Genomic DNA, 13,285 nt, shown 5'->3' with positions numbered 1-13,285 from the left:
TCGGACGGAGCCTTCGGGAGTGGGCGCTGTGCAAACAGTCTCATGATTCCCGACAAGCCCTGTTCTTCAGAACAGGGAGTCGTCACATTTGGGACATGGCCCTTGGGCCCGTGCAGGCAGGAAGGCAGTGACGGCATGACCGACACCCACGCCCATCTAGACTTCCTGGAAGAGGCCGAGCTGGAGGAGGCCAAGGCCCACTTCCCGGAGCTTAGGGCCATCCTCACCCTAGGGGTGGACCCAAGCCGCTGGGAGAGGACCCTAGCCCTGGCCCAAGGCAACGTGTACGCCGCGGTGGGCCTCCACCCCACCTCGGCCCATCTGCTTTCCCCCGAGGTGGCGGAAGCCCTTAGGCGCTACGCCCGCCACCCCCGGGTGCGGGCTATAGGGGAAAGCGGCCTGGACTACCACTGGACCCCCGAGACCAAACCCGCCCAGCTTAAGGCCCTGGACTTCCAGGCCAGCCTGGCCCAGGAGCTTGGGCTTCCTTTGGTCCTCCACGTGAGAAGCAAGGACGGGAAGGCGGAAGAAGACCTGGCCGCTTGGCTTCTGGCCCACCGGCCCCCGCAGGTGGTCCTCCACGCCTTCGGGGGGCATCCGGTCCTCGAGGCTGCCGGCCTCCAGGTGGGCGCTTACTTCAGCTTTGCCGGCCCCCTGACCTACAGGAAAAACCAGGCCCTGCGGGAAGCGGCCCAAAGGCTTCCCTTAGACCGCCTCCTGGTGGAAACCGACACCCCCTTCCTCCCCCCAGAGCCCCACCGGGGCAAGCGCAACCTTCCCCACCACGTGCGCCACACCTTGGAAAAGCTGGCCGAGGTACGGGGGCTCCCCTTTGGGGAGATGGAGGCCATTACCGACGCCAACGCCGAAAGGTGCTTCCGCTTTGCTGGCCGGGTGGGAAGCCCCTAGCCAACGTCCCCACCTTTTCCGGGGGCATGGGGCAGAATGCTAAACATGAAACGGCTTCTTCTCTTTTTCCTTCTCCTCCTACCGGCCCTGGCCGCTCCCAGGCTGGTGGTGCAGCCGGAGGATGGGCTCAAGCCGCTCCTGGACCTCATCGCCTCGGCCCAGGAGGAGATCCTGGTGAAGATGTACCTCTGGACCCCAAGCCGCCTGGACGTGGCGGAGGCCTTGGGGCAGGCCGTGGCCCGGGGGGTCAGGGTCAGGGTCCTCTTGGAGCGGGAACCCTCTGGGGGACGCGTGGACCTCACGGTATTCCAAGCCCTAAAGGACCAGGGGGTGGAGGTCAGGCTCACCACCCCCTTCCGCTTCGTTTTCGTTCACGAAAAAAGCCTGGTGGTGGACCGGAAGCGGGCCTGGGTGGGCACCATGAACCTCACGGGAAGTTCCTTCACCGCCAACCGGGAGTACGCCCTCATCCTGGATGACCCCAAGCAGGTGGCCGAGGTGGTAAGGGTTTTTGAAGCCGATTGGGAGGGCAAACGGCTGGACCTTTCCCAGGCCCTTCTCGTCTGGGCGCCAAGCCGAACCCTGGGCGGGGTAAAGGAGGGCAACGCCCGGGAAACCCTCCTTGGCCTCATCCAAGGGGCCAAGAGGGAAATCCTCTTGGAGCATCAGGCCATGGCCGATCCCCAGGTGGTGGCCGCCCTCAAGGAGGCCTTGGGCCGAGGGGTCCGGGTGCGCCTGGTGGGAAGCCCAAGGGAACCTGGGGACACCTACTTTTTGGCGGGTGCGGAGGAGTTAAGGCAGGCTGGAGCGGAGGTGCGGTTTCTCCCCGATCCTTATGTGCACGCCAAGGCCCTGGTGGTGGACGGGGAGGTAGCCCTAGTGGGTAGCTTGAACCTGAGCGCCAACTCCCTAAACGCCAACCGCGAGCTTGCCGTGCGCTTCACCCGCCAGGAGGCACCCGAAGCCTTCTCAAGGCTGCTTGCCACCATGGAAAAGGATTTTCAGGCGGGCCTTCCGGAAAACCCCTTTGCCCTGCCCCCTCTGGAAGGCGTCATCCCTTGGCAGGAAGCCCCCAAGTACTTTGGCCGCATCGCCACCGTGGAAGGGGTGATCCAACAGGTGGAGGACCGGGGCACCGTGGCCTTCCTCCGGTTTGGCCCGGGGGAAAGCGACCTCAGGCTGGTGGTCTTCCCCAGGAACTATGGCCTCTTCCAGCAACCCTTCCCGCAAAGCTACCTGGGAAAGAAGGTTCGGGCCAGGGGTCGCATCGTCCTTTACGCTGGGTACTACGAGATCGTGCTGGAGGATCCCTCGGCCCTCGAGGTGCTGGATGGAAGCCCTTAGGGTCCTGGGCTACGAGGTAAGCCCCATAGAGGGGGGGTTCTATGGGGAAAAGCGCCGTGGGGGCGTGGTCTACCAGGTCTTCTACTCGGAGAAAGGAGATGTGCGCCTAAGGCGCCTGCGTTTCCTCAAGGAAGAGGCCCGGCCTCTAACCTTGGCCGGGGTGGAAGGGGAGTGGGCGGCCCGGTACCAGGTGGAGGAAAACTTTTTCGCCGTGACGCCCCCTCAGGACCTTCCCCACCTGGTCCTGGCCTTTGAGCGCCTTGACCTAGGGGGAGAAACCCCCTAAACTCTAGGGCAATATGCGTCTGCCCCAGGGTAATGACGCCTAGACGGGGGGCAAGGCCATCCGGCCCCCCCGGTCCCCCATGGCCGGGGGGGCCAAACCTTAGGAGGAGGGAGCATGCGGGTTCTGGTACGGGACTTAAAAGACCATGTGGGCGAGGAAGTGGAGCTATTGGGCTTTCTCCACTGGCGGCGGGATTTGGGAAAGATCCAGTTTCTTCTCCTTAGGGACCGAAGCGGCATCGTCCAGATAGTAACCGGGGGGCAAAGGCTTCCCTTGCCCGAGTCCAGCCTAAGGGTAAGGGGCCAGGTGGTGGCCAACCCCAAGGCCCCGGGGGGCCTCGAGGTGCACGCCCAGGAGCTGGAGGTCCTATCCCCGGCCTTGGAGCCCACCCCCGTGGAGATCCCCAAGGAGGAGTGGCGGGCCAGCCCCGACACCCTTTTGGAATACCGCTACGTCACCCTCAGAGGGGAGAAGGCCCGGGCCCCCCTCAAGGTTCAAGCGGCCTTGGTGCGGGGCTTTAGGCGGTACCTGGACCGGCAGGACTTCACGGAGATCTTCACCCCCAAGGTGGTGCGGGCCGGGGCCGAGGGAGGCTCGGGGCTTTTCGGGGTGGACTACTTTGAGTACCGGGCCTACCTGGCCCAGTCCCCCCAGCTCTACAAGCAGATCCTGGTGGGGGTATTTGAGAGGGTCTACGAGGTGGCCCCGGTCTGGCGCATGGAGGAGCACAACACCAGCCGCCACCTGAACGAGTACCTTTCCCTGGACGTGGAGATGGGGTTCATCGGGGGGGAGGAAGACCTCATGGGGCTTGAGGAAGGCCTCCTCCAGGAAATGCTGGAAGAGGCCCTTTCCAGCGCTGGGAACGAGATCCGGCTCCTGGGAGCCGAGTGGCCCTCTTTCCCCAAGGATGTACCCCGCCTCACCCACGCGGAGGCCCGGAGGATCCTCAAGGAAGAGCTGGGCTACCCCGTGGGCCAGGACCTCTCCGAGGAGGCGGAGCGGCTTCTGGGCCAGTACGCCAAGGAGCGCTGGGGCTCGGACTGGCTTTTCATCACCCGCTACCCCCGCGCCCTTCGCCCCTTCTACACCTACCCTGAACCCGACGGCACCACCCGCAGCTTTGACCTCCTCTTCCGGGGCCTGGAGATCACCTCCGGGGGGCAGAGGATCCACCGCTACCAGGACCTGGTGGAAAGCCTAAAGGCCAAGGGCATGGACCTGGAGGGCTTCCAGGGCTACCTGGAGGTCTTCAAGTACGGCATGCCCCCCCACGGGGGTTTCGCCATCGGGGCGGAGAGGCTTACGCAAAAGCTTCTGGGCCTCCCCAACGTGCGCTACGCCCGCGCCTTCCCCCGGGACCGGCACCGGCTTACCCCCTGATCCCACCCCGCCCTGGCGAAAACCAGGGCGGGGACCCCTGCTAGAAGCGATCCCAGAGGATGGCCCGCTTGACCTCCTCTATGAGCTGGGTCACGGGGATCTCCCGGGGGCAGGCCTCGGTGCAGTTGTAGGCGGTGCGGCAGCGCCACACCCCGCTTCCCGAGCCCAGCGCCTTGAAGCGCTCCCTCTTCCCCCGGTCGCGGGAGTCAAAGATGAAGCGGTGGGCCTGGACGATGGCCGCAGGGCCCAGATAGGTGCCGTTCACCCAGAAGACAGGGCAGCTGGTGGTGCAGCTGGCGCAGAGGATGCACTTGGTGCCGTGGTCAAACCGCTCCCGCTCCTCGGGGCTTTGCAGCCGCTCCCGGGCCGGGGGAGGTTCGTCGTTGATGAGGTAGGGTTTCACCGCCCGGTAGGCGGCGAAGAAGGGCTCCATGTCCACGACCAGGTCCTTCTCCACCGGAAGGCCCCGGATGGGCTCCACGGTGATGAGGCTTCCCAGGTCCTTCACCAGGGTCTTGCAGGCCAGGCGGTTCCTGCCGTTGATGAGCATGGCGTCGGAGCCGCAGATCCCGTGGCCACAGCTCCTGCGGAAGGCCAGGGTACCGTCCTGGTCTGCCTTTACCTTATGGAGAAGGTCCAGAACCCTATCCCAGGGCTCGGCCTCCACCTGGTAGGTTTGCCAGGTGGGCTTCTCGTGCTTGGCGGGGTCAAAGCGGAGGATCTTAAGGGTCACCTGCATGGCGCCTCCTAGTAGGTACGGGCCTTGGGCTCAAAACGGCCTAGGACCACGGGCTTGTAGCGGAAGGCCACCTTGCCGTCGGCCACCTTGTAGGCCAGGGTGTGCTTGAGCCAGTTTTGGTCGTCCCGCTCGGGGTAGTCCTCCCGGGCATGGGCCCCGCGGGACTCGGTGCGGTTTAGGGCGGAGTGCACCAGGGCCTCGGCCACCTCCAGGAGATACCCCAGTTCCAAAGCCTCCACCAGCTCAGTGTTGTAGACCTCCCCCTTGTCCTCTATGGAGATGTGGCGGTAGCGCTCCATGAGCTCCTTGAGGATCTCCACCTGCTTGGCCAAGAGCTCCCCGGTGCGGAAGACCGAGGCGTTATCCATCATGGTCTGCTGGAGCTCGGCCCGGAGGACGGCCACCTTCTCCTTGCCCGTGGAGGCCTTAATCCGCTCAATGCGCTCGCGGCTTTCCCCCAGGTGCTCCTCGGTGAGCTCGTGGTAATCGGCGTCCTTGGCGAAGCGGGCCGCATGGATCCCCGCGCGCCGGCCAAAGACCACCAGATCCCCCAAGGAGTTGGTCCCTAGGCGGTTGGCCCCGTGCAGGCTCACGCAAGCCGCCTCCCCGGCGGCGTAAAGCCCGGGCACCACCGTGTTCTTCTCATCCTGGATCACCTGGCCCCACAAGGTGGTGGGAATCCCCCCCATGGCGTAGTGGGCGGTGGGCATCACCGGCACCGGCTCCTTCAAGGGGTCCACCCCCAGGTAGATGCGGCTGAACTCGGTGATGTCGGGAAGCTTCTTCTCAATGACCTCCGGAGGCAGGTGGGTGAGGTCCAAAAGCACGTGGTCCTTCTTGGGACCCACCCCCCGGCCTTCCCGCACCTCCAGGTACATGGCCCGGGAGACCATATCCCTGGGGGCCAGGTCCTTGATGGTGGGGGCATAGCGCTCCATGAAACGCTCCCCCAGGGCGTTCCTCAGGATGCCCCCTTCCCCCCTAGCCCCCTCGGTGAGGAGGATGCCCAAGGGGTAAAGCCCCGTGGGGTGGAACTGGTAGAACTCCATGTCCTCGAGGGGAAGCCCCTTGCGGTAGAGGATGGCCTGCAGGTCCCCGGTGAGGGTATAGGCGTTGGAGGTCACCTTGTAGATGCGGCCAAACCCCCCAGAGGCGATGACGAAGGCCTTGGCCTGGAAGAGGTGCAGCTCCCCCGTGGCCAGCTCGTAGGCCACCAGCCCCTTGGCCACCCCATCCTCGAGGATGACGTCCGTGACGTGGAACTCGTTGTAGAAGGTGATGTTATGCTTCACGCACTGCTGGTAGAGGGTCTGGAGGATCATGTGCCCGGTGCGGTCGGCGGCGTGGGCCGCCCGGTGCACCGGGGCCTTGCCCCAGTCCTTGGTGTGGCCGCCGAAGCGGCGCTGGGCGATCCTGCCGTTGGGCAAACGGTCAAAGGGAAGGCCCATGTGCTCCAGCTCCAAGACCGCCTCAATGACCTCCTTGGCGAAGACCTCGGCGGCGTCTTGGTCCGTGAGGTAGTCCCCCCCTTTGATGGTGTCAAACATGTGCCATTCCCAGTGGTCCTCCTCCACGTTGCCCAAGGCCGCACCTATCCCCCCCTGGGCCGCCCCCGTGTGGCTCCGGGTAGGGTAAAGCTTGCTGACCACCGCCACGTCGGCACCTTCCCGGGCCGCATAAAGGGCCGTAGCCAGGCCCGCCCCGCCTGCACCCACCACGATGACCTCGTGTCTGTGCGCCATACTAGTTCACCCCGAAATCATGGTTGAAAAGGGAAAGGCTTCCCAAGACGAAAAGAAAGGCGATGAGGCCATAGAGCACCACCTTGGTCCAAAACCGCCTGGACGGGTTGCGAATCCAGTCGTCCAGGACATAGCGGAGCCCATTGGCCCCGTGCAAGAGGCCCAGTCCCAGGATCAAAAGGTCGTAGATCTTCCAGGTGGTCTGGGAAAGTCTCTTGGCCACGTAGTCGTAGTCAATGCTGTTGAGGTCGGTGAGGATGGCGTTCATCCACATGTGGCCGATGAGCAGGAAGACCAAGACCACCCCGGAGATGCGCATGAAGACCCACCAGTAGAGTTCCAGATTGGTGCTGGCCTCGAGCCTCGCCTCCTCATAACGCTTGGACTTAATCGCCATGGCCACCTCCCAAAATCCCGCCCCCGATCTTCACCAAGAAGGGGAGGTAGAAAAGGACGAAAAGAACCCAGACCCCGTACCAAAGCTGGCGTTGGTAGCGCACCCCCCAGGAGGTGAAGTCCATGAGGATGATCCTGAGCCCATTGAACCCGTGGTAAAGCACCCCGGCGATGAGGAGAAGTAGCCCCAGCTGGAAAACCGGCTGGTGGTAGAACTTCATGAGGGCGTTGGACACCTCCGGACCCCACATGGCGCTGGAAATGTTGGCCACGTGAAGCATCAGGAAGACCAGGATGCCCAGACCTGAGAGCCGGTGCAGGTAAAAGGCCCACTGCCCTTCTCTTCCCCTGTACATGGCACCTCCTTACCGGCCGCCATCATACCACTTTCCTTAAGGAGAGTGTGGGGCAGGGCTTATCTTGCCCGCCGCATACCCCCACCCCCTATCTTCTCCGCTAGGGCAAGGGTCTTTCACCCTTTCCCCCACCAGACGGGCCGGGGGCCAACCCCCCTGGGGGGGACGAAGGGGTTTTCCCGCCCGGGAACGAGGTATTGACAGGGGGGGGAGGGGGGGGCATAATGGGGGGCGTGCCGCGGGGGGATACCCCGGGGGGCACGGGAAGGAGGTGGTCAGGATGGAACTCTTTGGATTCGGACCGCATCTGATGGTGGACGGCTACGACGCCAATCCCGAAAAGCTCCGGGACGCTGAGCTGGTGCGCCGTGTCCTGGACGAGCTCCCCGAGGAGATGGAGATGACCAAGGTGCTTCCCCCCTTCGTCTACAGCTACGGGCCCCAAGGGGAGGACGGGGTGACCGGGGTGGTGATCATCGCCGAAAGCCACATCGCCATCCACACCTTCCCCAAGAAGCGCTTCCTCTCCATTGACATCTTCTCCTGCAAGGCCTTTGACATGGCCCAGGTGCTCCGAAAGCTCACCGCGGTCTTTGAGATCGGCCGCTACGAAACCTACATGATCAACCGGGGCAAGGAGTTCCCCAAGGACCCCGAGCTGGCCCGGAAGATCGTTCTGGGGGAACGGGAGTACCTGGAAGCCCGGGTGGGCTAAGCCCCTCCCTTCCCTCCTCCGGGCCCTCCCGGGGGTTTCATATTGGGCTCATCCTTCCCGCCTAGCCTTGGTAAGGGAGGCTTGTATGGTGCGCAAACTCTTGACGCTGGGTTTGCTGGCGCTAAGTGTGGCCTTGGCGCAAGGCTTCCGCGGCCTATCCTTGGGTACTTCCTACCCGGAAATCGGGGTGCAACCCGGGGAGAGCGTAAACCTCACGCTCACCCTCAAGAACCATGGCCTTCCCCCCGGGGTGGTCCGGGTGCAGGTGGCCGAGGCCCCGCAGGGCTGGCAGGCCAGCCTCATCGGTGGGGGCCGCCTGGTGCGGGCAGTTTACCTGGCCCCCGATGGCGAGGCCACCCTCACCTTGAGGCTCCAACCCCCCAAGGAGGTGAAGCCCGGCACCTACCGCTTCCTGGTGCGGGCCGAGGGGCTGGGCCAGGTGGCCACCCTCCCCATCGGCCTTGTGGTGGGCGAGGGCCTGCCGCAGCGGCTTAGCCTCGAGGCGGAGCTCCCCATCCTTAAAGGCCCCCCCACCAGCTCCTTCCGCTACCGGGTGACCCTGAAAAACGAATCCGACCGCGACCTCCTGGTCTCCTTGGAGTACGAGGCCCCCAAGGGTTGGCAGGTGACCTTCACCCCCGCCTTCTCCGGCCAGCAGGTGACCAGCCTCCCCATCAAGGCGGGGGAGAGCAAGGACCTGGACGTGGAGGTGTCCCTGCCCAAGGACACCAAGGCCGACACCTATGGCCTCACCCTGAGGGCCGTGGCCGGGGAGGCCAAGGCGGAGCTGGGGCTGACCCTGGAGGTCACGGGCCGGCCCCAGGTGCGCTTCTCCACCAAGGAGGGGCGGCTTTCCGGCCAGGTGGTGGCGGGGCGGGACAATGCGGTGAAGCTACTCTTGAAAAACGAGGGAAGCGCCCCCGCCAAGGACCTTTCCTTCAGCGCCTTTGAGCCTTCGGGCTGGGAGGTGAAGTTTGAGCCCGACAAGCTGGACGCCCTAGAGCCCGGCCAGGAGCAGGAGGTGACCGCCCGCATCAAGCCCTCCCCCAAGGCGGTGACCGGGGACTACATGGTGACCCTTAGGCTTTCCGGGGCCGACGGCCTTTCCGAAAGCCTGGACTACCGGGCCACGGTGGTGCGCTCCAGCCTCTGGGGCCTGGTGGGGGTGGGCATCATGGCCGTGGCCCTTTTGGTCCTGGCCTTTGCCGTGAACCGTTTCGGCCGGAGGTAGCATGGTGGTCATAGAAACCCATGGCCTCAGCAAGCGCTACGGCCGGGTGGTGGCCGTGGAGGACCTGAACCTGGAGGTGAAGGAGGGGGAGGTCTTTGGCCTCCTGGGCCCCAACGGCTCGGGGAAGACCACCACCATCCTCATGCTCCTCGGCCTCACCGAGCCCACCAAGGGCGAGGCCCGGGTCCTGGGCCTGGACCCCATGCGGGAGCCCTTAAAGGTGAAAAGCCGGGTGGGCTATCTGCCCGACCAGGTGGGGTTTTACGGGGAGCTCACCGCCTGGGAGAACCTGCGCTACACCACCCGGCTCCTTGGCCTGCCTGAAGGGGAAGCCCAGGCCCGCATTGAGGAGGTCCTAAAGCGCATGGGGCTATGGGAGGTGCGGGACCGGCGGGTCTCGGCGTTCAGCCGAGGGATGCGGCAGCGGCTCGGCCTCGCCGAGGTCCTCCTCAAACGCCCCAAGGTGGCCATCCTGGACGAGCCTACCCTGGGCCTGGACCCCGAGGCCGCCCGGGAGTTCCTAGAGCTCATCAAGGGCCTAAAGGCTGAGGGGATCACCATCCTCCTCTCCAGCCACCTCCTGCACCAGGTGCAGGAGGTCTGCGACCGGGTGGGGCTTTTCCACAAGGGCCGCCTGGCCCTCCTTGGGACCGTGGAGGAACTGGCGCAAAGGGTTTTGGGGGGTGGGTACGAAATCCTGGTGGAGGCCAGCCCGGGCCTCGAGGAATCCTTCCGAACCTTGGCCGGCGTGGCCCGGGTGGAAGCGGAAGGAGGGCGGTACCGCATCCTGGCGAGCCGTGACCTGCGTCCCGAACTGGCCCGCATCGCCGTGGAGCACGGTCAGCTTCTGGGCTTGGCCCTTCGCCGTCCCAGCCTGGACGAGGTCTACGCCCACTACTTCAAGGAGGTGGCCCATGCGGCGTGAAGGCTCCCCCTGGACAGGGCTTTGGGCGGTCTTCTTCAAGGAGATGGCCGACCACCTCACGGGGATCCGCATGCGCATTCTGGAAGGGCTAATCCTGCTATCGGCCTTGGCAGCGGTGTACACCGGTACCCAAACCCTGCGCCAGACCGTGGGGGAAGACCCCTATCTCTACCTCAAGCTCCTCACCACCGCCCAAGACCCCTTGCCCTCCTTCGTGGGTTTCCTCTCCTTCTTCGTTCCCTTGGCCGCCATCGCCCTGGCCTTTGATGCGGTGAACGGGGAGTACGCCAGGGGGACGCTTTCCCGCATCCTCTCCCAGCCCATCTACCGGGATGCCCTTCTTTTTGGCAAGTTCTTGGCTGGGCTTGGCACCTTAGCCGTGCTCCTTCTCGCCCTTTTTCTCCTGGTGGTGGGCCTGGGCCTCTTCACCCTGGGGGTGCCTCCTGGAGGCGAGGAGATGGGGCGGGCCTTTTTCTTCCTCCTGGCCACCTTGGCCTATGCGGGCTTCTGGTTAGCCCTAGGCCTTCTCTTCTCCGTGCTGTTCCGCCAGCCGGCCACCGCCGCCTTAGCGGCCATTGGGGTGTGGCTCTTCTTCGCCGTCTTCTTCCCCATCCTCACGGACCTGGCAGCGGGTGCCCTTCTTCTCCAAGCCGACCCCTTTGACCCGGAAAGCCAGCTGAAGCAGGCCAACCTGGCCCTTTGGATCTCCCGGCTTTCCCCCAACACCCTGTATGCGGAAACCCTAACCGCCGTGCTCAACCCCGCGGTGCGTTCCCTGGGCCCCATCCTCATCACCCAGCTGGAGGGCGCGGTGCTAGGTACCCCCCTTCCCCTCTCCCAAAGCCTCCTCCTCGTCTGGCCCCAGCTCACCGGCCTCGTGTCCCTGGTCATCCTCCTTTTCACCCTGGCCTACGTGAGCTTCCAGCGCCAGGAGGTCCGGGCCTAACCAGCCCCAGAAACCCTAGTCCTCCAGCCACTCGGTGGCGTAGGCGTTGGTCTTGGGGATGACGCAGAGGAACTCCACCGGCTCATCCCCTTCGTTCACATAGGCATGGGGCGTGTCCGGGGGGATGTAGACCGCCTGCCCGGCCCCCACCTCCCTCACCTCGTCCCCCAAAAGCACCTTCATGCGCCCAGAGAGCACGTACTGCTCGTGCTCAATGCTGGGGTGCTTGTGCTTGGGAATCCTTCCTCCCGGCAGAATGGTGAACTTGCGGGTGATGAAGTGGGGTGCCCCATCCTCAGGGCCGATGAGCACCTGGATAAAGGCCTTCTCTCCCCGTTCCACGGGACGGGCCTCCACGCTGGCCCCCTGTTTAACCACAGGCTTCATGCCGCCCATTGTAGCAAAAGGGCCTCCACTTCCTCATCGGTGACCTCGCCAAAGTCCATGTAGTAAGCCCCCACGGCGGCGAAGTCCGGTGGGGTAGAGAGCGCCACCACCTCGGCCTGATCCTTCAACCTCTCCACCGCATCGGGGCTGGCCACGGGCACCGCCACCACCACCCGCCGGGGCTTCTCCGAGAGGACCACGGCTAAGGCCGCCTCCATGGTGGAACCCGTGGCGATGCCATCGTCCACCAGCACCACATCCCGGCCCGTAAAGGGCACTTTGGGGCGCACCTTGCGGTAGCGCTCGGAGCGCTTGCGAATAACGTCCTTCTGCCGGGCTGCTTCCCGCTCCAGGTAGCTTTGGTCGGCGTACTGCAAGGCGTAGGGTTTTAGGACCATGCCTCCCCTCTCCCCTACGGCCCCCAAGGCGAACTCCGGGTTCCCCGGAGCCCCGATCTTGCGCACCAAGACCACATCCAGCTCCCCACCCAAGCCCCGGGCCACCTCATCGGCCACCACCACCCCGCCTCGAGGGATGCCCAGCACCACAGGGCGTTCCAGACCCAAGGGCCTTAGGGCCTCCGAAAGAAGCGCACCGGCATGCCTGCGGTCGCGGAAGCGCATAGGAAAACCTCCTTACTCATGCTACACCTCACCACCGTCTTGAACGCGGTATAAGGTTCTTGGTAAGCTCGGGGTGAAGGAGGTAAGGTATGGACCAAACCCGCTCCAAACCTTGGCTTGCCCACTATGACCCCGGTGTACCCCCCGAGGTGGAGGTACCGCCCATACCCCTTTGGCACTTCCTGGAAGAAAGCGCCCATCGCTACCCACAAAACACCGCCTTACAGTTTTTGGGGAAAACCCTTACCTACGCCGAGCTATGGGATAAGTCCCGACGTTTTGCCGCAGGGCTAACGGCCTTAGGGGTTAAGCCCGGGGACCGGGTGGCCATCATGCTGCCCAACTCCCCCCAGTTCGTCATCGCCTTCTTTGGCACCCTTTTGGCTGGGGGCGTGGGCGTCAACGTAAACCCCCTCTACACCCCCAGGGAGCTAAGGCACCAGCTAAAGGACTCGGGTGCGGAAACCCTCATCATCCTAGACCATCTCCTGCCCCGCTTCCTGGAGGTGGAGGAGGAAACCCCGGTGAAGCGCACTGTGGTCACGGGTATCAAGGACTTCCTCCCCTTCCCCAAAAACCTCCTCTACCCCCTAAAGGCCAAGAAGGACAAGCTTCCCCTAGGCTACCCCAAGCGCCAAGGCTTCCACGCCTTCCTGGACCTCCTCAAATACGCCCCCGCCCCTCCTCATACCCCGGACCCGGAGGATCTGGCCCTTTTACAGTACACAGGGGGGACCACCGGGATCTCCAAGGGGGCCATGCTCACCCATAAGAACCTGGTGGCCAACGTGCTCCAGATTGACGCCTGGGACCCCACCTCTAAGGACCTTCGTGGCCAAGGGGTAATGCTGGGGGCCCTGCCCTTCTTCCACGTCTACGGTATGACCGTGGCCATGAACTACGGTATCTACTCCGGATACAAGATCGTCCTCCTCCCAAGGCCGGAGATCCACGCCATCGTGGAGGCCATAGAGAAGCATGGGGTTACCCATTTCCCTGGGGTACCTACCCTGTACGTGGCCTTCAACAACTTCCCGGGGATCGAGAGGAGAAACGTGAAGAGCATCCGCATCTGCCTCTCCGGGGCTGCCCCCTTACCCGTGGAGGTGGCCAAGCGCTTTGAGGAGATCACCGGGGCCCGGCTCATAGAGGGGTATGGCCTATCCGAAGCCAGCCCCGTGACCCACTCCAATCCCGTCCTGGGGGAGATCAAAAAGGGCTCCATCGGCATGCCCTTCCCCAGCGTGGACGCCAAGGTGGTGGACGAGGAGGGCAAGGAGGTCCCCCTGGGCGAGGTGGGGGA

15 protein-coding genes are annotated in these 13,285 nt (G+C 64.4%); 9 read left to right on the top strand and 6 right to left on the bottom strand.

What is annotated here, in order from left to right:
• Window positions 1-135 precede the first annotated feature (135 nt).
• The 4 genes from L0D16_RS11450 (at window position 136) to aspS (ending at window position 3,922) form a co-directional block, all read left to right on the top strand.
• A complete protein-coding gene (locus tag L0D16_RS11450; protein WP_243032316.1) occupies window positions 136-909 on the top strand; it encodes a TatD family hydrolase in 774 nt (257 codons plus the stop codon).
• Between the two features lie 45 nt (window positions 910-954).
• A complete protein-coding gene (locus tag L0D16_RS11445) occupies window positions 955-2,253 on the top strand; it encodes a phospholipase D-like domain-containing protein (RefSeq protein ID WP_243032315.1) in 1,299 nt (432 codons plus the stop codon).
• Window positions 2,240-2,539, top strand: coding sequence for a hypothetical protein (locus tag L0D16_RS11440; RefSeq protein WP_243032309.1), 300 nt, complete (start codon window positions 2,240-2,242; stop codon window positions 2,537-2,539). The genes L0D16_RS11445 and L0D16_RS11440 overlap by 14 nt, the downstream gene beginning before the upstream one ends.
• A 114-nt stretch (window positions 2,540-2,653) precedes the next feature.
• Window positions 2,654-3,922 (top strand): aspartate--tRNA(Asn) ligase, encoded by a 1,269-nt coding sequence (gene aspS / locus L0D16_RS11435; protein ID WP_243032299.1) that lies wholly within the window; start codon window positions 2,654-2,656, stop codon window positions 3,920-3,922.
• Window positions 3,923-3,962: 40 nt separating this feature from the next.
• On the opposite strand, the gene L0D16_RS11430 is transcribed toward aspS, so the two are convergent.
• Genes L0D16_RS11430 through sdhC form a run of 4 tightly spaced genes read right to left on the bottom strand, consistent with a single transcriptional unit; the run spans window position 3,963 to window position 7,155 of the window.
• Window positions 3,963-4,661 carry a succinate dehydrogenase iron-sulfur subunit gene (locus L0D16_RS11430; RefSeq protein WP_243032296.1) on the bottom strand — a complete coding sequence of 233 codons (699 nt, stop codon included), beginning with the start codon at window positions 4,659-4,661 and terminating at the stop codon, window positions 3,963-3,965.
• 8 nt (window positions 4,662-4,669) lie between these two features.
• Window positions 4,670-6,403, bottom strand: coding sequence for a succinate dehydrogenase flavoprotein subunit (sdhA, locus tag L0D16_RS11425; RefSeq protein WP_243032288.1), 1,734 nt, complete (start codon window positions 6,401-6,403; stop codon window positions 4,670-4,672).
• Window position 6,404: 1 nt separating this feature from the next.
• Window positions 6,405-6,800, bottom strand: a complete 396-nt coding sequence (locus L0D16_RS11420; RefSeq protein ID WP_243032286.1) for a succinate dehydrogenase hydrophobic membrane anchor subunit — start codon at window positions 6,798-6,800, stop codon at window positions 6,405-6,407.
• A complete protein-coding gene (gene sdhC, locus L0D16_RS11415; protein WP_243032284.1) occupies window positions 6,790-7,155 on the bottom strand; it encodes a succinate dehydrogenase, cytochrome b556 subunit in 366 nt (121 codons plus the stop codon). Before sdhC ends, L0D16_RS11420 begins: the two co-directional genes overlap by 11 nt.
• 280 nt (window positions 7,156-7,435) lie before the next feature.
• Here sdhC and speD point away from each other — a divergent pair, with 280 nt between their 5' ends.
• From speD to L0D16_RS11395, 4 genes are all read left to right on the top strand, one after another.
• Window positions 7,436-7,870 carry an adenosylmethionine decarboxylase gene (gene speD / locus L0D16_RS11410; RefSeq protein WP_038057714.1) on the top strand — a complete coding sequence of 145 codons (435 nt, stop codon included), beginning with the start codon at window positions 7,436-7,438 and terminating at the stop codon, window positions 7,868-7,870.
• 85 nt (window positions 7,871-7,955) lie between these two features.
• On the top strand, window positions 7,956-9,101 hold the full coding sequence (locus L0D16_RS11405; protein ID WP_243032281.1) for an NEW3 domain-containing protein: 1,146 nt from the start codon (window positions 7,956-7,958) through the stop codon (window positions 9,099-9,101).
• 1 nt (window position 9,102) lies between these two features.
• Complete coding sequence (locus tag L0D16_RS11400) at window positions 9,103-10,026, top strand: ABC transporter ATP-binding protein (protein ID WP_243032280.1); 924 nt, start codon at window positions 9,103-9,105, stop codon at window positions 10,024-10,026.
• Entirely contained in the window at window positions 10,016-10,972 is a 957-nt protein-coding gene (locus L0D16_RS11395; protein WP_243032271.1) for an ABC transporter permease, read from the top strand. The genes L0D16_RS11400 and L0D16_RS11395 overlap by 11 nt, the downstream gene beginning before the upstream one ends.
• Window positions 10,973-10,987: 15 nt before the next feature.
• On the opposite strand, the gene L0D16_RS11390 is transcribed toward L0D16_RS11395, so the two are convergent.
• Window positions 10,988-11,368, bottom strand: coding sequence for a cupin domain-containing protein (locus tag L0D16_RS11390; protein WP_243032265.1), 381 nt, complete (start codon window positions 11,366-11,368; stop codon window positions 10,988-10,990).
• Window positions 11,356-11,982, bottom strand: a complete 627-nt coding sequence (locus tag L0D16_RS11385; protein WP_243032262.1) for a phosphoribosyltransferase — start codon at window positions 11,980-11,982, stop codon at window positions 11,356-11,358. Before L0D16_RS11385 ends, L0D16_RS11390 begins: the two co-directional genes overlap by 13 nt.
• Window positions 11,983-12,071: 89 nt before the next feature.
• Between L0D16_RS11385 and L0D16_RS11380 the strand changes: the two genes are divergently transcribed.
• Window positions 12,072-13,285 (top strand): AMP-binding protein (locus L0D16_RS11380; protein WP_243032247.1); only part of this gene is annotated, 1,214 nt, incomplete at its 3' end.

It is taken from the genome of Thermus altitudinis (genome assembly GCF_022760835.1).
GTDB lineage: Bacteria > Deinococcota > Deinococci > Deinococcales > Thermaceae > Thermus > Thermus altitudinis.
Note: the sequence above shows the minus strand (reverse complement) of the source record. Positions and strands in the feature narration are given on the sequence as shown.